We start from the raw sequence: 20,956 nt of genomic DNA on the forward strand, positions 1-20,956 counted from the left end.
AATAAATGTTATATTTTTATCACAATTATGTCATTCCGTGGTCTCGGGGTTGTCATTGCGAGGAAATTGCATAGCAATTGACGAAGCAATCCAGTAAAAAATTCTGTAAATTAGCATTTTTTATTATTTTTATGGATTGCCACGCTCCTTGCAGTCGCTTGCAATGACGGGTTGGGTATCCACATTGGCAATGCTTGCTCGCAATGACGAGAAAACTACTCTTCGTTAAATATTAGCACTTCAGCAGTATTTTCCCATTTTAGCATTTCGTCGTATTTAGTATCCCAAATACGCATAATTTCTTTTTCATATTCTACAATTTGCTCTTCTAATCCTTCAAATTGTTTCACCATTTGACATGCTTTAGAAAGTATCATGTCATTAGTAACGTCAAAAACTTTTTTCAAATGACGGTCTTGTTCTGCTTTGTAATTTAAATGAGCTGCTCTACCAAGCTCGGCATCTTTATGCATATCTTCACTTCTTATCTGTATTTCAAAATTACGTTTAGAGTGTAAAAGCTGCATTATATTATGAAGAGACTGATAGCCGTTGCTTTTTGGTCTATTGATATAATCTTTGGTGTATAACCAATCTAAATGCGGAGAACTCTTAACTACGTCCAAAGCATTATAGCATAGAGCTTTAGATTTAACTATAATCCTACATGCAATTAAGTCTTTCAATGCATCAATCGGCACTTCTTTCCTTTGCATCTTTTTTAAAACAGAATAAGGTTCTTTAAGACGCAGATATATCTCATTTGCTATATCTGCTTTATTTAAATCTTCTTTAAGCAGATTAGTAATATCATACATCAAATCCCCTCCTACTACCTAAAATTCTATATATCTCTATTCTTAGTAAATATTACCTATAGCTTTTAGAACTTAAATCCACAAAACTGTTCATTGAATACTATTCAAGTGATTTATAAAATAAATTCTTTAACTAAAAATTAAAAAACAGATTAATAGTAAAAATAACTTTTTTCAATATAATTGTTTAATTAATTTTAACTTAGATTAATTGAATAAGTTCCTTAATAGCCATTTTACAGCTAAATACCTGCCGTTGTGCAGTTCCGTTGTCATCCCGTGACTTGATCACGGGATCTTGCATCACAGACTATGTCCGCGGTATGACATTAAATGAATAATAGCATTAAGCAATAAATAAGTCAGAAAATTTATCTATAGAACCTTCCAAAACACTACCTAAAACTTCAGACATTTTATTAAATTCTCCGGTACATTCAAGTACTATATCTACGCCTGCATCTAAAACTCCTTTAGTAATATCTTTCATATTACCGCTTAAAGCTTTCATATCTATTGCATCGGCAATAATAAGCCCTTTAAAACCAATATTACTTTTAATATAATCAATAACTATTTTAGATAGAGTCGCGGGGTTGTTTGGATCAAGAGCTTTGTAAATTATATGTGCCGTCATAGCGAGCTTAATATTATCGTGCTTCGCTAACTCTTTAAATACTTTAAAATCTGTTTTTTCTAACTCTTCTATACTAGCATCGACAATCGGTAATTTTTTATGGCTATCCACCGTAGCTCTACCATGACCAGGAATATGCTTGATGCAAGCCCTGACTTTCTCTTCTTGTAATCCGTCTATAGCAGCTAAACATAAAGGTACGACTACTTCCGGCTCTGAGCCAAAACTTCTATCTCCGACTATCTTGTCTGCTCCTTCATGGATCAAATCCGCTACCGGTGCAAAATCTAAATTAATTCCTACTTCTCTCAGCTCTTTGCCTATATTGCTATAGTTTTGTTTGCACTCTTGCACATCAACAAAAGTTTGAGCAGCCGGAGCGTCATAAAAAGTCGGTGCTATGAACCTTTTTACCCTACCGCCCTCTTGATCTATAGAGATGATAGTATTTTCCCCTAATACTTCTTTTATATCTGCAATAAGCTTAATAAGGGCTTCTTTATCCTGCTCACCGTTATCATTCTTTCTAATATTACGACGGAATAAAATTACACCTAAAGGATTATGCTCTTCAAATAATTCTCTTTCGGCATCGGTTAATTCAGGACCTGATATACCTATAATTACCGGCTTTACCATTTGTCTTATTGTCATAATATGCTCCTTTCTTTTCTTTAAAACGTGATATGACAAGTACTATACGCAAGTCATCGAAGCATCGGCAAGAATTTTTTTATTTGAAGAGATAAATTATGGAAGTTGGTAAGTAATACATCGATTCTAGCGGTAGGAAGAGATGTAATATCTTTATTTAAAGATTTTTGAAGTAGATCAATATCATTAGCAGTATAATATTTTCTATTATTTATTTTATAATTAGATAAATCAGGGATTTTTGTCTCTAGATATCTTAATTGATGTAAAGTAATATTTAAATGCTTAATCACTTCACTAGCAGAATAATATTTTTTTGTTAATTTATTGCTTGTCATATTCGTTAATTAAAGCTTTTAATTTAGAAGAAGGGACAAAACATAAATTCTTTTTTGATTCTATAATTATCGGTGATTTAGTATGAAAATTTATTCCGGGACGTGGATTTTTTTGTTTAACCTCAAAGCTACCGAAATTCTTTAAAGTTAATTTTTGTTTCTTTGCTATTTCTAAAACGTTAGAAAAACCATATTAACTGTTTCTTCACATAAATTATTTGAAAAACCCAATTTGGAGCTTAACATAGCTGCAATTTTTTCTTTGGTAATAGTCATAAATAATACCGATTTTTTAATGGTATATTATCATACCGTGGCTTGACCACGATTACAGTTTGTATTCTGAGATCCCGCGATCAAGTCGCGGGATGACAAGCTAAATAAAATTACGAATTTGCTTTTTCTTTATCGTTATTATATTCATTAATATTTTTATTTAGCTCTTCTAATTTATCAACAAGGTGCTGATGTATTTTTTCTTGCTTCTTGCTTCCCGCTTTTTTATAATCTTCCATCTTTACTTTTATATCATCTATAGACTTTTGCAGTTCTTCACTTTTTTTATCTTTCTGATCTTTCATGTTTTCTTTTATCTCTGTAATACTTTGTGCTATCTGATCATAAGTATTGCTTAAGGTCTGATTAAATTTATCAGTTCCCATTTGGGCTAGGTTTGTTAAATTGTCTTTTAATTCCTGTAAGTTTTCGGTAATTGTTTTTGTACTGCTTGTAGCTACTTCTTCAGTTTACACTTCATTTGCTTTTGTTTCGTCCTTGGTAGGCGAATCTGCAAAAATGCTAGGCGTTAATAATAAAGTAGCGGTAGCACCTAATGTTATTAAAAATTTTTTCATTATATTCTCCTAATTAATTTTTGTGTTTATTATTATACTGTTCAACTTTCTTACTTAAATCATCAAGTTTTTTCACAAGAGTTTGTCTATATTCTTCTACTTATATCATCTTTAATTTTCTGATAATCCTGCAACCCTTGCGTTAAATTTTTATATTGCTCTTTTATAGTTTCTAAAGAATGATCTTTACTATCCTTAGCATATTTCTCTAAATCATTAATTTTGACAGATAATTTATCCGCCACTTCATGACATTTTTTATTAAAATTGGCAGTAATAATTTTAGCAGAACCTTTAAGATTATTATGTAATTCTTCAAGTGCTTCCCCTATAGTTCTCATAAAACCTCTTTTTGAAAATAGTTAATAAAAATTAAACTTAGGTATTATATATCAGAATCATAAATATATATAACTTTAAAAAACAATTTTAAAAAATACATATTTAATATATAGTTATTTGTATCAAATAAATTTGAGGATGTTATGACATTAGAAGTAGGAAAAAAAGCTCCTGATTTATCTTTACACATAGGTAAAGATAAAGTAATTAAACTATCGGATTTAAAAGGAAAATTCGTAGTATTATATTTTTATCCGAAAGATGATACACCTGGATGTACTATTGAAGCACAAGATTTTAACAAGCTAAAACCGGAATTTGATAAACTTAATACGGTAATTATCGGAGTATCCAAAGATAAGCTTGACTCTCATGATAAATTTAAAGAAAAATATAGTTTAGGATTTGATTTAGCCTCTGATGCAAATTCAAATTTATGTGAACAATTAGGGGTATGGATAGAAAAATCAATGTTCGGTAAAAAATATATGGGCATTGATAGAGCTACATTTTTACTTGATAAAGAAGGCGTTGTTAAGCATATTTGGCGATCGGTAAATGCTAAAAATCACGCTCAAGAAGTACTTGAAAAATTAAGGAATATGTTTTCTTAATTATTGTTACGTGGTTCAGTTTTTTTCGTCATTGCGAGGAAAAATTAAAAATTTTGACGAAGCAATCCAGTAAAAAATGCTAAAAATTAGCATTTTTTACTGGATTGCCACGCTCCTTGCGGTCGCTCGCAATGACGTTTCATTTCTTCCATCTATTGTGAAACCAAAACCATTGAGAAGGATTTTGCTTAACCCATTTTCCTAGCATTTGATTAATATTAAGCATAATATTATAGCAATCGGCTTTATTATCACCGGTTTGTTCAAACTTTAATTGCGGGTGAACTATTACTTTAAAATAACTGCCTTTAGTTCTAATGATTTGACAAGGTATAATTGGATATTTATACTGCAAAGCAATTTTAGCAATGGCGTTTGCAGTCATAGCAGGATGCCCTAAAAAAGGCACTTCAATTCCATCATTCATTTTTTGATCAACAAGCATAACAATAGATTCGCTCTCCTTGATAGCCCTAACTAAAGCTCTGCTACCTTCAGGACCTTTCGGTATAAGTCTTAATTTATCACCGGCACGGCTTTCATTAACCAACTTGTTAACATACGGGTTATTTGCTTTACGATAAATTACGGCAACTTTCGGATAAGATTTATGAAGAATCTTAAGACTAATATCCCAATTGGCAAAGTGACCGCTAAATAATAAAAAGGGTTGTCCTTCAAGTTTTTTAATATTTTCTATACCGATTATTTTGATTCTACGCTCTAACTCGGCTTCATCCATCTTGTCGACATATGTAAATTCACCGATAAACCTACCGAAATTATCCCAAGTCTGATCTATGATTTTTTCAACATCACACATATCGCCGAATACTGCTTTAATATTGCGTCTAGCAATTTTATTAACGGCAAATAATATACCGACTTTTCTTGCTATAAAACTACAAATATCTGCCGCTTTATCTATACCGAATATTCCTACTACTTTAAGGAATATAACGACGATAAAATACTCAATTAAATATCTGAGCTTTTTTAAAAATTTTTTCATTTAATAAATCAGAGTTGTTTATAGATAGTTCTACATCTAGACAGACAATATTATTGTTTAAATCATTAAACTTAACATGATCTTTTCTTGTAGTAATTAAGGTAGTATTATGCTCTTTAGCTAATGAATATAAATTTTCTAAATCTGCTTGTAAATAATTATAATGATCAGGAAAAATTTTGTAACCGGTTATATTTAATCCGTAATTTTTTAAAGTAGAAAAGAAATGCTCAGGATTACCGATGCCGCTAAAAGCAAAATAATTTTTAGTTTTATCTATATTATTTGAAGGAACTATTTGAGCATTTATTAACTTATTGACATAAGGAGTTAAAATATTTGGTATTTTATCATTGGTGCTACTGACTAAAAAAATTAAATCAGCTGCATCAAGGGCTTTATTTGGATATTGTCTTAAAGGACCGGCAGGAATTAGAAAGCCGTTGCCGAAAAGCCTTTGGCTATCTACTGAAACTATAGTAAAATCTTTATGAAAATGAGGATTTTGTAGGAAATCATCAACTATTATTACATCAGGTTTAAACTTGCTAATTAACGGTAAAATCTCTTTGATATTTTTAGTAGCAATAACTGTTCCATGCTTTGCAAGTATTACTCCCTCATCTCCTACCTCTGTAGCAGTATGTCTTGCATTTACAATAGCTGAGTTTTTAAGCTTGCTACCATAACCCTTAGTAATTATTATAAAACTTACATTTCTAGCTTTTAGTAATTTGGCTAGATACATTACTATCTGCGTCTTACCCGTACCTCCTACGCTACAATTACCGACACAAATAACTTTAGCAGGCAACATAATAGGACGGGCTAAACTAGCTCGTAAATAGCCTAAAAATTGATATATCAAGCTTATAGGCAAAAGCAAATAAGCTATAATATTTCGCCTCTGCCAAAATTTAGGATATAAAAGTTTGATCATAGTTTAACATTTACAGCAGTTAAAAATAAAGTCAAACGGATCGATTGCTTTATTGTCTAGTAGAATTTCAAAATGCAAATGTTCACCCGTTGCATTACCGGTTCTGCCTTATATACCGATAAATTGACCACGCTTAATTTTGTTTCCTTCTTTAACTTGTATTTCTTTTAAATGAGCATATTTCGTAACAAATTTGCGTCCGTGTTTAATCTCAACAAAATTCCCGTAATCAGGTGCTCTAGCGGCTTTTATAACAATTCCGCTTGCTGCTGCATATACCTGTGCTGCTTTTTTAGCTTGTAAATCAATACCGCTATGGAAATATTTCTTTTTTCTTTTCTTTTTATGAGGACTTTTCCTAGTTCCGTAATGGCTAGTAATTTTCGGTTCATATTCCGACATCATAAGCGGTATTGTACTAATTATTTTATCAAGCTTGGTTAATTCCGAGATATTATTCCTATGAGTTTGTTTTTTTGCAAAATAGCTAGCTTCCGGTTTAGAGAGAAACTTATATTTTGAATTTAGTTTTGTTACAACTGCCTTTATATCAGCTATTTTTACTTCGGCTGCTTTATTAAATTCTGCTGGGTTTTTATTATGGAATTTTTGTAAAAAAATCTTATTTTGTTTAGGGTTATTAATTATTAGACCTAAGTTTTTTGCATATATACATTTGCTATTTTTGTTTGTTAAATCATACTGTACTACTAAATCCGCATGGCTGATTTTATATTTTTACTTTAATTGATTTGATCAATATTACCTAAAATTCCTTTAAAACTATTGTCTCTTTCAACTCCAAATAAATTACTTATTTCCACATCCTCTTGTTTGCCTAATGCTTGTTTTAACTTTTTAATTGCTTCTATAGATTCTTGATAGCTTATAATTCATTAGTTTCTGACTGTAATTTTGTCGGTGGATTTAATTTGTCTTCATCATATTTAACTAATATCTCCCATGTTTTAGAGTAATTCCTTATAAGATTAATTAATTCTTGTCCTGTACTATTTACCAAATTTTGATTTATCAAAGTATTAGTTAATAGTTCTACTGTTTGTTGTAGATTATTTAATTTCTTTTGAGTAATTTTATCTTGATTAATACTATAACCTTTAATGAGATATTCTTTAAGTAAGTTAGTAGCCCACTTTCTAAAAGCGATCCCTCTCTTAGAATTTACTCTATATCCTACTGATATTATTGCATCTAAATTATAGTATTCTACTTGTCTTTCGACACTCCGCTCTCCTTCTATTTGAACTGTTGCAAAAAATGCAACAGTTGTGTTTTCTTCTAATTCTCCTTCTTTAAATGCCTTGAAATTGCTGATTTATCTCGGGCAAATAGTTCTGCTATTTGATTAAAGATAGCCAAACAGTTTCGTCTATTATTTTAACCTCAACATTAACTTCCCCATTTTCGTCTTGATAAATTACTACCTGACTTTTTATTTCTTTATTCATTAGTTCTTATTCCTATAGATATGCTTTACCGTCAGCGGCAACATGTGCAAAATTTGCACATACTATATTGTCTAGCTCTCTTTCATTCAGAATTTTATTAATATGTTTTGTAATAACTGTTCTATCTCTGTCAAAAAGTTTAGCATTGCCTAGAAAAAGTTGTTTTATGGTGTAGTTTAGCCTCCCGATGTCATTCCCGCTTCTGCGGGAATCCAGGAAAAAGCGAAATAAATTGAGCTTTTAATATTAAAAATTCAATATATTTATACCTTTTTATTACTGGATTCCCGCAGAAGCGGGAATGACATCGGGTTTTTTATTTAGTTAGCAATGCCTTGTTTTAAACATTTTGTATAAGCATAAGCCATTCTTCTTCATCAATAATTTTAATTCCCAGCTCTTTAGCTTTTTTAAGTTTACTACCTGCATCAATACCAGCTATTACTAAATCCGTGTTAGATGATACGCTAGCTGCAACTTTAGCTCCAAGCTTTTCAGCCATTGCTTTAGCTTCCGCTCTAGATATCATCGGTAAACTACCGGTAAATACTACTATCTTGCCTATTAAACTACTTTGTTCTCTAGTCTCTTTATAATCTTCAATATTTAATATTTCACCAAGTTTTTTGATAAGCTCAATATTTTCTTTAACATCAAAAAAATCAATAATATCTACTAGAATCTTATCGCCGATCCCCTCTAAATCGTTTAGTGTTTGATAGATATCAGGGTCATTTTTGCTAAGCAATTCCATTTGAGTTATAAAATTATTATAGCTGCCAAACTCTCTAGCAAGCAATTTAGCGTTTTGCTCACCGATATGCCTTATACCTAATGCATATATAAATCTTGGCAAGCTAACGTTCTTTGATTTTTCTATATTTTTAAAAAGATTTTCTACTGATTTTTTACCCCACCCATCCATATTTTCAAGTTTTGTTAAACTAGCTTCATTTTTTTCTTTTAAAAAGAAAATATCGAATGGATTGTTAATTAATCCCTTATCTATTAAAAACTCAACTTGCTTACGTCCAAGTCCTTCAATATCCATAGCATTTTTCGAGACAAAATGACGGATACGCTCATAATTCTGAGCAGGACAATTAAGACCGTTATCACAGCGTATAATAATATCTTCAGGAACATAATGCAATTTAAAATTGCATGACGGGCAAAATAAAGGAGTATAAAATGCTGTTGTATCATTGGAACGCTTTCCTATATCAACTCCTGTGATTTGAGGAATAACGTCACCTGCCCGCTGCAAGAATATATAATCGCCAATACGCACATCTTTTCGTATAATTTCTTGGAAATTATGCAAAGTTGCTCTGCTAACGGTTACCCCGCCTATTTCTATGGGTTCAAGCTCGGCTACAGGAGTTAACGTGCCAGTTCTACTGACCTGCACAGTAATAGAAAGTAACTTTGTTTGTCCTATTATAGCCGGAAACTTATGAGCAGTAGCAAAGCGTGGACTTCGTGTAATAAAGCCCATTCTATTTTGTAGTGCAAAATCATTTAGCTTATATACTACCCCATCAATTTCATAAGGTAAATTTTCTCTATTTGTTTTGAGATATTCATAAAAGATAAATATTTCTTCTTCAGAACTCGCAAGTTTAGATATTTCATTAATGTTAAAGCCGAGTTCTTTTAATTTTGTAAGTAATTGATCTTGTGAAGAAGCGAGATTCTGTTCAGTTATCCCTCCTGAATAAACAAAATATTTTAGCGGTCTTTTAGCGGTAATAGAAGAATCAAGCTGACGAAGTGATCCGGCAGCAGCATTACGGGGGTTAGCAAATTTATCTCTGCCCTGCTCTTCTTGTTCTTTATTTAGGTTTAAGAAATCTTGTTTTTCAATATAAATTTCCCCTCGTACTTCTAAAAACTCCGGAGCATTATCTATTTTATGAGGAAAATTTTTGATTGTTTTAATATTTGCCGTTATATCCTCACCGACATATCCATCACCTCTTGTAGCTCCCGTTGTAAGCAGCCCGTTTTTATAAATAGCAGAAAAAGACAAACCGTCTATTTTAGGCTCGCAAAAGATAGGAGCAAACTCATCAAGACGTAAGAAGTTTTTTATACGATCTACAAAATCTTTAACGTCTTCTTCATCAAAGACATTACTAAGAGATAGCATTGGTGCTTGATGCGTAACTTTTGCAAATTTATTTGCTATTTTAGCCCCTACTTTTTTGCTAGGACTATTTTCTAAAATTAAATGAGGAAATTTTTGTTCTAACTTGAGATGGGTATTAAATATCTGATCATATTCAGCATCTGAAACTAAAGTATTATCTTCTATATAATAAGCATGATTATAGCGTTCTATTTTATCAGCTAACTCTTCTAGTAATTTTTTTGCTTCTTCTTCAGATATTAAATCAATATTTTGCATTAGTAGTTCATACTTTTATTTAAAATTCGGATTTAATAATGATATTTACATTGTAATATATAAACGGTTTTACCTTTAATAGTATATATTAGCCTATGTTCGTGATTAATCCGGCGAGACCAATAGCCTGATAAATTGTACTTTAAGCCTTCAGGCTTACCGATTCCCGTAAAGGGAGAACGTGTAATATCTTTAATTAGCTCATTTATTTTTTCTAGAATTTTTATATCATTTTTTTGAAAGTACAAATAATCTGCCCATGCATCAATGTGAAATGATATTTCCATTATAAAGACATTGTTTTAAAGTTTTTATTTGCTTCAAAATCATTAATTGCTCGTTTTAGTCTTTCAGCATTTTTAGGGCTTTTTAATAAATATAAAGTTTCCTCCATAGCATTATAGTCTTCAAGAGACATAATAACCACCGGTTTTTGTTTTTGTCTAGTTACAACCACTGAAGTGTGATCTGCACAAACTCTTTCCATAATATCTGCAAAATTATTTCTTGCTTTAGTGTAAGATATTGCTTCCATAATATGACATATTTAAGTACATGTACATATAATAAGACATATTTTATAATTAGTCAACTAAGAGCGTGTTAAGAACTAAAATCAAAATCTTTACCTAGTTTAATATATTCTCTAATACGGCTCATGAGGTTTTGAAAATATGTTAGATTATGCCACGTCATTAACATTGCTCCAAGTATTTCACCGATTCTAACTAAGTGATGTATATAAGCTTTACTATAGTTTTTACAAGCAGGACATAGGCAATCATGTTCAAGCGGCTCGTTATCATCGGCATATTTGCTATTGCGGATATTTACCGTGCCGTATTTGGTAAAAGCCTGACCGTTACGACCTGAGCGTGTCGGGATTACGCAGTCAAACATATCTATACCTCTACTAACCGCACTGATAATATCAGCAGGCTTACCAACTCCCATTAAATAGCGTGGCTTATTTTGCGGCAGAAAATCAGGAGCATAATCAAGTACTTTAAACATAAGCTCCTGCCCCTCACCCACTGCAAGCCCACCTATAGCATAGCCCTCAAAATCGAGTTCTACTAGATCCATAGCCGATTGCTCACGTAATTCTTCATAAACACTACCTTGCATAATGCCGAATTGTGCATAGCCTTCCCGCTTAATAAAAGCTTTTCTTGATCTATTCGCCCATCTAGTCGTAAGCTGCATAGAAGTTTTAGCTTCTTCAAAGGTTGCAGGGTAAGGCGTACATTCATCAAAAGCCATAGTGATCGTGCTACCGAGCAGATATTGTATTTCAGTAGAACGCTCAGGAGTTAACATATATTTATCGCCGTTAATATGAGAGCTAAAGCTTACTCCCTCTTCGGTTATCTTGCGTAACTTCGATAACGACATTACCTGAAAACCGCCGGAATCGGTTAATATCGGCTTATCCCAATTCATGAATTTATGCAGACCGCCAGGACGTGCTATACGCTCGGCAGTCGGCTGAAGCATTAAGTGATACGTATTACCAAGCAGTATATCCGCCCCCGTTTCGGCTACCGATTCAGGTAGCATTGCCTTAACCGTTCCTCTAGTTCCGACCGGCATAAAGGCGGGAGTACGAATCTCACCGTGTGCAGTTGCAATAATACCGCTTCTAGCTTTTTTATGCTGATGATGAATATTAAAAGAAAATTTTGACACTGATAATCACTTATTTTTAAAAGCAATATCTTAACACACTATGGGACTGTTAACAAAATAATTTTAAAGCTGTTTTGTTAACAGCCCCATAATTTATCCTGGAATATAAAAATTAAGATTAAAGGTCGCAATACTTAAAAAATCGTCAAGTATTGATCCAAAAAGTTTTAACTCAGTATAAGATTTATTATATATTTCCGTTTTAATCAGTCCAAGTAAATATAAAGTCCCAATTACTGAAAAGAGAACTATACTATTTGGAGTGTTTAATAATTTATCTTCAATAAAAGCAGTAATGGTTCCTTTAGGCTCGTATACGATTTGATCAAACTAGCCCTCTTAAAATACCATGATCAAATGAGCTTTATTCTAGGATTTTTAATATAGTGAAATTATTTTGCCGACAATATGAATTAAGGAGTTCTCTACGACGCTTACGATTTTCAGAATTTGAGAGTGGTGTTAGAAAGATTATTATTTTTTTGGTGTCAAGCATATTGGTTCTACCCCGTTTAGTTAAACTTAGATTTTTAAGTTTTAACCACCACAAAATATTTTATGGTGGTTGGGGAGTTAGAAAAACCGCTACTAACAGTTCACAATAGATTTTAAGCTCAAAGTAACCCTTATAAGCTCTGGACATGTCTATCCGTCATCCCCAACCATAAATGCTGAGGATTACACCATATAATGGCTGATGCATCACCATAATAGCAAGAGGTTTCTAAGCCCCAAAATAACATTTTGCCATTTCGGTTATGATTCTATATAACTTCCAAAAAGTCAATTAAGAACATTATTGTTTTGACAGTATTGCCTAAAAAGAATTGCTTTGTATTGGAGCTTAACGCTTTGATGTCATTCCTAGCTAAAAGCGGCTTTGTTGCACGGATCGTATGTCATTCCCGCGGAAACAATGACGATCTTTTCAACTCTAAATAATTATATTTATAGGTGAATTAAATTTATAAAACTATAATTATTGATTGTAGTAATTATAGTCATTGACTTATTTTAATTACTTCTATAGATTACTTCTCTTAAATGATAATTAAACTCTGTCATTCATAATATAATTTAATTTTTAAGAGTTAAAATATGGAAAATAAAGAAGAAGAAATTTTAACCTCTGAGTTAAATTAGTAGATGAAGAGGAGGCAAAGCGTTTAAAAGCTCAAAATGCAAGGAAAAAGCTTAAGTTAATATTAATAATATTTGCTATTATTCTTACTAGTTTTTTAACTTTTTGTTATTTCTTTTTTAACTATATAGAAGAAAAAGCAGCAGAGTATAAATTACAGCAAGAACAAGAAGCAAAAGTAAATAATAAAACAGAATGAAGTTGTTTAAATACAATATAACCAAAAGTTATTAATCTATTTAAAGTTAAAAAATTATTTGTTATTGCAATTTTTTAACTTTTGCTTTAATTATAATCAACTATTATTAATATAAATAAAATAACTTTTATGGAAGATATAAGCTCTTGGAAAGAAAAGTTTGAAATTTGCGTTTACGCTAAAAAGCTAATTGATAAACTCGAATATTTAAACACTAAAGTAAAAAATCCTGTTGATATAGAGGAAGTCAAAAAAGGTATCTACTACGCCCGTAAATATCACGGCTTGCAAATTTGCGTCAATCGGATCCTTACTACTCTCACCCAATTGAGGTAGCGATTATGCTTGCGGAGTTTGTAGCAGACGCAGCCCCTAAACTTTATACTTCTAACATGATAAATGCTGCTCTACTTCACGATACTATTGAGGATACAGAGCGTACTGAAAAGATGATCATCGAAATTTTTGGCAAAGAAATAGCAAAACATGTAGAAGGTTTAACTAGAATTAAACCTCACGGAAAAATCAGTGCCGAAGAAAGCCTAAACCTATTAATTAAGCAAAAAAGATATGATACCGCACTTATAAAATTATTTGATCGTATTCATAACGTGCAAACCTTAGGAGCTAAATCACCTGAAAAAGCGAAGAAGATCATTGTGGAAACATTTAAGAAGTTTCTAGTTGTTGCTATACATTTAGAGTGTTATGAAATTGAAGAAAAGTTTATTGATGATTTTATGTCAAAATCCGATAAATCAGTTGCAGTAAATAAAGCGTTTAGTATACAAGATGAACATAATAATACTCATAAATTATATACGTTTTTAGAGAAAAATAAAATATCGGACAAAACACATCAAATGCTTATATATGTCAAAGTACCTTATATAATTGACCAAAGACGATGAAGAAAGCTTAAACACTTTCATATACTTGGTTAAGATAATGAGATTTCCCAAAAACAAAATCAGAAACTCAAATAACAAATTTAAAAGTGAGCTTAATGAAGCGTATAAGCGAATCTTACAAAATTCGGTGTCAAGAGCTTAATATTGAAACTATATTTTTAAGTAAGATAGAGTTATTTAAAACTCGGTTTAGAGTTACCTAAACCGAGAAATAAATTACTACTTACCTAAAAGTGGATATGTAACATTTTTTAAGAATTTTCTTTTAATATAAGTACATACTAAAAATGTCAGTACGGTACTTGGAATATAGCGAATTATCGTAGGTAAATATCTTATTAAGGTCTTATTGAAACTAAGTCAGTAAACGGCGTACTTATGCTCTCTACTAACTCTCTACTTTTTGATCTTAAATAATCTAATAGAAGATATAATAGAAATTATTCCGCTTTGCATAAGAAAATAAAATTCCGTACTATCCGAACAATAACAATAATTAGCAATAATTATTAAAACTAAACCTAGAATATTAAAAAAATAGACAAATGGTTTGCCATAAGATTTCTCTTCTTGCTTAATGCTACTGTTTAATAATTCATATATTAGAGATTTTAACATTGAATTACCTATTTCATAAGAATAGCGAGCAATACGCCTGCACCAAAAGCGTAGGCGAGACTCCACAAAGGGTGGTCACGTGTCGACTCACATAAATCCGCTACATTAGCTTTACCTTTATCCATTCCTTTATCTTTATAATATTCCATAACGGATGATAAATTACCTAACTGCTCATCAAGAATATCTCCGGATTTACCTTTTAAATTACGTAATCTTGACACTAAGCTTTCAATATCTTTTTGATACCTTCGACATCTTCTTTAGCAGAGTTTGAATTTGATTCTTTCATAATTTACTCCTTTATTAGTTTATATTTTGTTAAGCAAAGTAATTTGCTTACAATTATAGGATACTCCTCTTATAAGCACTTTACAATAGCTTAAATAACATTATTGAAATAAATTTATGAGATTTTAAAATAAAAAAAACCGAATCCAGAATAGATTCGGTTGAATTTTAGAGAGTTTTTACTTACTACCAAATGAAGAAACAATTTTATTAATTAATGATTCAATATTAATTGTTGATTGAGTATATCTTATCTCTTCATTAGCCGCTAAATTTTCATCGTCATTACCCGGTACAATTGAAATATATTTACCTCCAAGTAATCCGCTGGTGACTACTTGGGCTTTAGAATCTTTAGGTATTTTAACATCATCATTAATATTTAGATATACACTTGCATAAAAGCTATTTGGATCTAAAGTAATTTTCTTTACACTACCGATTTTTATACCTGAGATCATTACGTCGCTTCCGACTGCTATACCCTCTGCACTCTGAAAATTAGCAGTTACCTGATAACCTTTTAAGCTAGTTATAGAACTACCTGTTTTGTAGGCAAAAATCAAAAATAGCAAAGCAATAATTAATACTACAAAGCCAATAATTGTCTCAATAATGTTCTGTTTCATTGTTTTTTTATATTTTATAATTAATTACGGTTGCCATCTATTATATTTAAGATTTGATGTTTTAGATGCCTTTTTAGCTATTTTATTATTAGACATTCCAAACTTCGCTTCTAGAGGTAATTTAGACGTCGATCCAGTACTCGCATCCTCACGTATGTCTGTCTCTCCTTTAAATTCCTCTCTATAAGCTGGTTTGGAAAGATATCTATTCTTTTGCCACGGAAAAAGCTGAATATTTTTTGGTATCTCATTTACTAAATGATGTAACCAAGCGTGCCAACTTGGCGGAATTTTTGTAGGTTCATTTACATTTTTATAAATAATAAACCTCCTTGGACGCCTTAAATAATCAACATTACGGCTTTCATAATATTGATTCAAAAACTCATCTTCTCCTACTTTTTTGTGAAAAAAAGTAATAAAAAACTTATCTATCCACGACATTTTAAAATTTCTATAGCAGTTTCTCTTCCTTGCGCTGCAAGTTTATCGGCAGCAATATTACCGCTATTATTTGCATGACCTTTTACCCATTTCCAAATAATAGTATGTTTACTCAATTCTGCGTATAATTTTTGCCATAAATCGGCATTTTTAACGGGTTCATTGTTGCTTTTACACCAATTATTTTTTACCCAATTATGAATCCAAGCGGTAATTCCTTGTTGCAAATATTTACTATCGGTATAAATCTCAACGTTACAAGATTTTTTCAAAATCCTCAATGCTTCAAGTGCTGCCATAATTTCCATACGATTATTAGTCGTATCTAACTCATACCCAAATATTTCTTTGCTAGTATCATTAAATTGAAGCAAAGCTCCCCATCCTCCGGGACCAGGATTACCTGCACATGCACCATCAGTATATATAACTACTTTTGAATCCATATATGGGCATTAACTAGGCTTAGGTTTAGAAGAGTTACGAAACTTATCTAACATTATAACATTTGGATTTGGAGATAATGAAGTTTTATAACTTTTATTATTACTTATTTCCTCTTCATGTTGGTGATTTTCTTGTATATTTAACGACTGATTAAAAGTTAGACTGTAATTATTATTGGAATCAACAAAGCTAATAAGTGCATCAAAAGGTACGTAAATTATTTCTTTAACACCGTCAAAACTTACCGTTAAAGAAAAGCCTGTATCATTTACTATTAAATTTTCAAACTGATATTGCAGTACTATTGTTATCTGTTTTGGATATGCCTGTTTAACTTTTGAAGGTAAAATTACCGCAGGGTTATCGGTTCTGTACGATATGTATATTAACTGATCCCAATATAAATTTTCATGCTGAATTTTTGTTAGAATTTTTTTCACAAATTCTAGTATAGATTCATTCACAAATTTTTTATATTCAATATTCATATGAGAAAAATAAAATATACACTCTAAAAATAAAAATAGGTAGACGAAGTTTAATTTGAACAGTTTACGTCATTGCGAGGAAAAACTGTAAGTTTTGACGAAGCAATCCAGTAAAAAATGCTAAAAATTAGCATTTTTTTTATTATTTTCTGGATTGTCGCACTCCTTTCAGTCGCTCGCAATGACGATATCAACCGTTTTTAGGCAATACCAATTTTTCAAATTAAACGAGTATACGCGAGGGTTTTTCTGTTGCCCGGCAAACCCCCAAGCCGCGTAGGATTAAGCTGCAGCTAAAGCTGGAGCACCTACATAACGATTATTATCGTTTGCATTTCTTTGTTTTGACCCATATGGCAAAAACCATCGGCGGAATCATCCCGAGTAAAAGCAATTTTTTTATTAGGCACGTCGATCCTATTTCGCCCCCATAAAATACTTGATGAACTTCGTATTGTCTACTCTTTAAGAATTATTACATCTAAATGACGCAGCTAATTAAAGAGGAATTTGAAGAAGACACGGAACGCAGAACCGCAGCATACACTTAGTACGTGAGGATTCGAGTACCGGATCGACGTACAAATTACCTTTAGGAGCAAGTTATTTAGAAAGTTTTGGTGGAGGCGTCGGGTACTGCCCCCGAGTCCGTAACCTCTATTCTAAATTACGTTTATTACTATAGCTATATTAGCACCAAATATTATGCCTTAATTTGATTAAAATGTAAAGGTCAAATAAGAATTCTAGATTTATATTAAAAATGGACTTATATTATTTGTATACTTATAATAAATATTACTTTTTGAAAAATATTTTATGCTACCAAATCTTGGAATTATCGCCGGCAGAGGTTCATTACCTTACTTAATAGCAGGTAATTATACAAAGCAAGGCGGCAGTTGTTATATAGCGGCAATTAAAGACGAGGCCGATATAGATCAAATTAAAAATTTTGAATATAAGCTTTTTAAAATAGGCATGGTCGGAGAAGCTATTAAATATTTTAAGGAGCATAACGTAAAAAATATTATTTTTATCGGCGGAATTAATAGACCGAATTTTAAAAATTTAGCCGTAGATAAAATAGGCGGTTTATTGCTTTTCACAATAGTTGGACAAAAAATTCGAGGAGATGATAGTTTGCTAAAAACAGTAGCAGATTTTTTTGAAAGTTACGGTTTCAAGGTAATTTCAAGTAATGAAATATATAAAAATCAACAAGGTGACTCCAATATTATAACCGATACTAACCCTACAAGTTCAGATAAAAATGATATCGAGCTTGGAATAAAATTATTAAATCATCTAAGTTCATTCGACATTGCACAATCTGTTATAGTTGAAAGTGCCTACATACTTGGTATAGAGGCTGCCGAAGGAACGGATAATTTAATAACGAGATGTGCAGATTTGCGTAAAAATCCTTATGGAGGAGTATTAGTAAAAATACCGAAATTAGGTCAAGATAATAGGCTAGATATGCCGACGATCGGTCCTAATACTATAAAGAATCTTGCTCAATATAATTACAAAGGAGTAGCTATTCAGAAAAATAACGTAATTATAGTCGAAGAAGAATTAACTATAAAACTCGCTAATGAATATAAAATTTTTATAACAAAATGTTAGCAATAGGTATTACCGGTAGCTATGCATCGGGCAAAACTTTTATTTTAGATTATTTAGCAGAAAAAGGATATAAAACTTTTTGTGCCGATAGATGCATAAAAGAATTATATCAAGATATAGCTTTGCAAACTCAAATCTTAAAATTACTACCTGAGCTTGAGTATTTCAATATTGGAAAAATCAGTAATTTAATTTACAATAACGACCTATCTAGAGAGAAATTACAAAATTTTATTTACCCATTACTAATAGATAAACTCATTTTATTTAAAAAAGAAAACGTTAATTCCAAATTTGGTTTTGCTGAAATACCTCTGCTTTATGAAGCTAAATTTGATAAATATTTTGATTTTGTCGTAACAATATACTGCTCTGAAGAAATAAGAATGCAAAGAGCGATAACGAGATCTTCGTTTGATATAGAAATTTATAATAAAATCAAAGAAATTCAACTATCACAAGAGAGCAAAATAGCAAAAGCAGATTTTGCTATAAATAGCGGCGTTGATATGTTAGACTTGGAAAAACAAATAGCGAAGCTAATAAAGGATTTGGAAGTAAGATAATTCTTGTCATTGCGAGGAAATTACGGTCTTGTTGCATGAAACGAAAAACGCATTCGATATCATACCGTGGCTTGACCACGGTATCCAGAAAAATAACTTGATAATACTAATATTATTAGTATTTTTAACTGGATCCTGCGATCAAGTCGCGGGATGACAGAGGGGGAAGTGAGCCATGCAATAACATCCGCTCACAATGACGATTTTAAAGACTAATAAAGGATTTGGAATGTCGAGTTTAAGAGAAATAATTTTAGATACCGAAACTACGGGACTTGACCCACGACAAGGTCATCGAATCGTTGAGATCGGTGCTATTGAGATGGTAAATAAGGTATTAACAGGCAGGAATTTTCATTCTTATATTAATCCTGAGCGAGATATGCCGTTTGAGGCTTATAGAATTCATGGCATATCCGGCGAATTTTTAAAAGACAAACCTCTATTTCATACAATAGCCGACGATTTTTTAGAGTTTATTTCAGATAGCAAACTTATTATTCATAATGCTCCTTTCGATATTAAATTTCTAAATCACGAATTATCATTATTAAAAAGAACCGAAATTAAACTCTTGGAACTAGCAAATACTATTGATACTTTAGTGATGGCTAGAAGTATGTTTCCAGGCTCAAAATATAATCTTGATGCATTATGTAAAAGATTTAAAGTTGATAATTCAGGTAGGCAGTTTCACGGGGCTTTGAAAGATGCGGCATTACTTGCAGAAGTATATGTAGAGCTAATGGGCGGTAGACAATCCGCTTTTAAAATGATTGATAAATCTGCCGGAATAAATAATTTAACCACTAATCAAGTAAATAACAAAACAGAGCAAACGACTATCGTTATTAAACCTACAAAAGAAGAGCTGCAAAAACATAAAGAATTCCTAAGCAAGATTTTAATACCGGCTTAAAATTGGGGTTGTTGTAACCCTTGTCATACCGCGACTTGATCGCGGTATCTAATAAAACAATCAGTAACGGTATATTTCTAGAGATACCGCGGTTGTAGCCGCGGTATGATAAAAGGACATTAAACTTAACCATGACTAACAAAACTAATTTAACAAATTTCTTTGTACTTATAACTTTTACAATACTTATCTCCTTAGGCTTTTGGCAGCTTGGTCGATTAAAAGAAAAGAAATTATTCTTAGCCTCAATGCAAGCTAATCTAACCTCACCTGCAATTAATTTAGCAGAAATTCAAGACGGTTTATCTTATCACAAAGTAAAAATTACCGGTCAATTTTTGCCTAATAAAGACATATATTTATATGGTAGAAGGTTAATGTCGAGTGAAAAAGACGGATATTATTTAGTGACTCCTTTTAAAACCATAGAAGATAAAGTTATTTTAGTAGCACGAGGTTGGTTTAGTAATCGCAATAAAAATATTATCACGCAGGCGACCAATGATCAAAAACATGAAATAATCGGCGTTACTATGCCATCTGAAAAAACTCGTAGCTACTTACCTGCTAATGATATAAAAAATAATGTGTGGCTAACGTTAGATTTAAAAGCAGCATCCGACGCTTTAGGGTTAAATCTAGAGAATTTTTATATTATTGAGGAAGGAAAAGATATTAGTAATCTAGATATTGTACTGCCGCTTTCGATCAATCATTTAGCAGCTATTAGAAACGACCATTTAGAATATGCCTTAACTTGGTTTGGACTTGCTATTGCCTTAATCGTAATATATGTGATTTATCGGCGTAATGTCATTCCTGCGTAGAGATCAGTTTTTCGTCATTGCGAGGAAATTACGCAAGTAATTGACGAAGCAATCCAGTTAAAAAATG

The 20,956-nt window shown here is 31.6% G+C and carries 19 protein-coding genes, 1 other RNA gene and 10 pseudogenes; 8 read left to right on the top strand and 22 right to left on the bottom strand.

From position 1 onward, the window contains the following. Positions 1-215: 215 nt before the first annotated feature. From AB1146_RS01070 to AB1146_RS01095, 6 genes and pseudogenes are all read right to left on the bottom strand, one after another. Positions 216-821 (bottom strand): guanosine polyphosphate pyrophosphohydrolase, encoded by a 606-nt coding sequence (locus tag AB1146_RS01070; RefSeq protein ID WP_029374748.1) that lies wholly within the window; start codon positions 819-821, stop codon positions 216-218. A gap of 343 nt (positions 822-1,164) precedes the next feature. Beyond that, positions 1,165-2,109 carry a beta-N-acetylhexosaminidase gene (nagZ, locus tag AB1146_RS01075; protein WP_010421475.1) on the bottom strand — a complete coding sequence of 315 codons (945 nt, stop codon included), beginning with the start codon at positions 2,107-2,109 and terminating at the stop codon, positions 1,165-1,167. Positions 2,110-2,151: 42 nt separating this feature from the next. Next, positions 2,152-2,447 (bottom strand): annotated as a pseudogene (locus tag AB1146_RS01080) (MerR family transcriptional regulator). Next, positions 2,434-2,723 (bottom strand): annotated as a pseudogene (locus tag AB1146_RS01085) (HU family DNA-binding protein). Before AB1146_RS01085 ends, AB1146_RS01080 begins: the two co-directional pseudogenes overlap by 14 nt. 110 nt (positions 2,724-2,833) lie before the next feature. Beyond that, positions 2,834-3,301: pseudogene (locus tag AB1146_RS01090) on the bottom strand (hypothetical protein). An 86-nt stretch (positions 3,302-3,387) separates the two neighbouring features. Next, complete coding sequence (locus tag AB1146_RS01095; protein ID WP_010421469.1) at positions 3,388-3,642, bottom strand: hypothetical protein; 255 nt, start codon at positions 3,640-3,642, stop codon at positions 3,388-3,390. Between the two features lie 144 nt (positions 3,643-3,786). On the opposite strand from AB1146_RS01095, the gene bcp reads away from it, so the two are divergent. Continuing rightward, on the top strand, positions 3,787-4,257 hold the full coding sequence (bcp, locus tag AB1146_RS01100; protein ID WP_010421466.1) for a thioredoxin-dependent thiol peroxidase: 471 nt from the start codon (positions 3,787-3,789) through the stop codon (positions 4,255-4,257). A gap of 139 nt (positions 4,258-4,396) precedes the next feature. Here bcp and AB1146_RS01105 read toward each other — a convergent pair whose 3' ends face one another. From AB1146_RS01105 to tgt, 9 genes and pseudogenes are all read right to left on the bottom strand, one after another. After that, the gene (locus AB1146_RS01105; RefSeq protein ID WP_010421463.1) at positions 4,397-5,269 is read right to left on the bottom strand and encodes a lipid A biosynthesis lauroyl acyltransferase; all 873 of its coding nucleotides are present in this window, start codon (positions 5,267-5,269) and stop codon (positions 4,397-4,399) included. Next, positions 5,232-6,209 (bottom strand): tetraacyldisaccharide 4'-kinase, encoded by a 978-nt coding sequence (gene lpxK / locus AB1146_RS01110; RefSeq protein WP_010421460.1) that lies wholly within the window; start codon positions 6,207-6,209, stop codon positions 5,232-5,234. The genes AB1146_RS01105 and lpxK overlap by 38 nt, the downstream gene beginning before the upstream one ends. 3 nt (positions 6,210-6,212) lie before the next feature. Beyond that, positions 6,213-6,947: pseudogene (locus AB1146_RS01115) on the bottom strand (M23 family metallopeptidase); the annotation flags it as partial. A 148-nt stretch (positions 6,948-7,095) separates the two neighbouring features. Next, positions 7,096-7,245, bottom strand: coding sequence for a hypothetical protein (locus AB1146_RS01120; protein WP_232203662.1), 150 nt, complete (start codon positions 7,243-7,245; stop codon positions 7,096-7,098). Between the two features lie 99 nt (positions 7,246-7,344). Next, positions 7,345-7,545, bottom strand: a pseudogene (gene rhuM / locus AB1146_RS01125) (RhuM family protein); the annotation flags it as partial. 473 nt (positions 7,546-8,018) lie between these two features. After that, the gene (gene ligA / locus AB1146_RS01130) at positions 8,019-10,088 is read right to left on the bottom strand and encodes an NAD-dependent DNA ligase LigA (protein ID WP_010421453.1); all 2,070 of its coding nucleotides are present in this window, start codon (positions 10,086-10,088) and stop codon (positions 8,019-8,021) included. A gap of 32 nt (positions 10,089-10,120) precedes the next feature. Then, positions 10,121-10,375: a Txe/YoeB family addiction module toxin gene (locus tag AB1146_RS01135; RefSeq protein ID WP_010421450.1), complete on the bottom strand. Its 255-nt coding sequence runs from the start codon at positions 10,373-10,375 to the stop codon at positions 10,121-10,123. Beyond that, entirely contained in the window at positions 10,375-10,623 is a 249-nt protein-coding gene (locus tag AB1146_RS01140) for a type II toxin-antitoxin system Phd/YefM family antitoxin (protein WP_010421447.1), read from the bottom strand. The genes AB1146_RS01135 and AB1146_RS01140 overlap by 1 nt, the downstream gene beginning before the upstream one ends. A gap of 68 nt (positions 10,624-10,691) precedes the next feature. Beyond that, positions 10,692-11,777 carry a tRNA guanosine(34) transglycosylase Tgt gene (gene tgt / locus AB1146_RS01145; protein ID WP_010421444.1) on the bottom strand — a complete coding sequence of 362 codons (1,086 nt, stop codon included), beginning with the start codon at positions 11,775-11,777 and terminating at the stop codon, positions 10,692-10,694. Positions 11,778-12,875: 1,098 nt separating this feature from the next. On the opposite strand from tgt, the pseudogene AB1146_RS01150 reads away from it, so the two are divergent. From AB1146_RS01150 to AB1146_RS01160, 3 pseudogenes are all read left to right on the top strand, one after another. After that, positions 12,876-13,117, top strand: a pseudogene (locus AB1146_RS01150) (hypothetical protein). A gap of 129 nt (positions 13,118-13,246) precedes the next feature. Continuing rightward, positions 13,247-13,845: pseudogene (locus AB1146_RS01155) on the top strand (HD domain-containing protein); the annotation flags it as partial. After that, a pseudogene (locus tag AB1146_RS01160) lies at positions 13,843-14,068 on the top strand (hypothetical protein); the annotation flags it as partial. The pseudogenes AB1146_RS01155 and AB1146_RS01160, both read left to right, overlap by 3 nt. 179 nt (positions 14,069-14,247) lie before the next feature. Here AB1146_RS01160 and AB1146_RS01165 read toward each other — a convergent pair. The 7 genes and pseudogenes from AB1146_RS01165 to ssrA all read right to left on the bottom strand — a co-directional run bounded on the left by AB1146_RS01165 (position 14,248) and on the right by ssrA (position 17,680). Continuing rightward, positions 14,248-14,646, bottom strand: a pseudogene (locus tag AB1146_RS01165) (hypothetical protein). A gap of 8 nt (positions 14,647-14,654) precedes the next feature. Further along, positions 14,655-14,938, bottom strand: a pseudogene (locus tag AB1146_RS01170) (hypothetical protein). A 178-nt stretch (positions 14,939-15,116) separates the two neighbouring features. After that, a complete protein-coding gene (gene mlaD, locus AB1146_RS01175; RefSeq protein ID WP_010421433.1) occupies positions 15,117-15,566 on the bottom strand; it encodes an outer membrane lipid asymmetry maintenance protein MlaD in 450 nt (149 codons plus the stop codon). 24 nt (positions 15,567-15,590) lie between these two features. Next, the gene (locus AB1146_RS01180; protein WP_010421432.1) at positions 15,591-16,010 is read right to left on the bottom strand and encodes an NADH-ubiquinone oxidoreductase subunit NDUFA12 family protein; all 420 of its coding nucleotides are present in this window, start codon (positions 16,008-16,010) and stop codon (positions 15,591-15,593) included. After that, on the bottom strand, positions 15,998-16,456 hold the full coding sequence (gene rnhA, locus AB1146_RS01185; RefSeq protein ID WP_010421430.1) for a ribonuclease HI: 459 nt from the start codon (positions 16,454-16,456) through the stop codon (positions 15,998-16,000). Before rnhA ends, AB1146_RS01180 begins: the two co-directional genes overlap by 13 nt. Positions 16,457-16,465: 9 nt before the next feature. After that, positions 16,466-16,945 (bottom strand): SspB family protein, encoded by a 480-nt coding sequence (locus AB1146_RS01190; protein ID WP_010421429.1) that lies wholly within the window; start codon positions 16,943-16,945, stop codon positions 16,466-16,468. A gap of 237 nt (positions 16,946-17,182) precedes the next feature. After that, positions 17,183-17,680: a transfer-messenger RNA gene (ssrA, locus tag AB1146_RS01195) on the bottom strand. A gap of 84 nt (positions 17,681-17,764) precedes the next feature. Here ssrA and AB1146_RS01200 point away from each other — a divergent pair. The 4 genes from AB1146_RS01200 (at position 17,765) to AB1146_RS01215 (ending at position 20,889) form a co-directional block, all read left to right on the top strand. Then, positions 17,765-18,577 carry an LpxI family protein gene (locus AB1146_RS01200; RefSeq protein WP_010421427.1) on the top strand — a complete coding sequence of 271 codons (813 nt, stop codon included), beginning with the start codon at positions 17,765-17,767 and terminating at the stop codon, positions 18,575-18,577. Continuing rightward, a complete protein-coding gene (gene coaE / locus AB1146_RS01205; protein ID WP_355404098.1) occupies positions 18,571-19,143 on the top strand; it encodes a dephospho-CoA kinase in 573 nt (190 codons plus the stop codon). The genes AB1146_RS01200 and coaE overlap by 7 nt, the downstream gene beginning before the upstream one ends. Positions 19,144-19,372: 229 nt before the next feature. Further along, a complete protein-coding gene (gene dnaQ, locus AB1146_RS01210; protein WP_010421420.1) occupies positions 19,373-20,062 on the top strand; it encodes a DNA polymerase III subunit epsilon in 690 nt (229 codons plus the stop codon). A gap of 131 nt (positions 20,063-20,193) precedes the next feature. Beyond that, a complete protein-coding gene (locus AB1146_RS01215; protein ID WP_010421417.1) occupies positions 20,194-20,889 on the top strand; it encodes an SURF1 family protein in 696 nt (231 codons plus the stop codon). Positions 20,890-20,956: the final 67 nt, after the last annotated feature.

The organism is Rickettsia helvetica (assembly GCF_963970025.1).
Lineage (GTDB): Bacteria > Pseudomonadota > Alphaproteobacteria > Rickettsiales > Rickettsiaceae > Rickettsia > Rickettsia helvetica.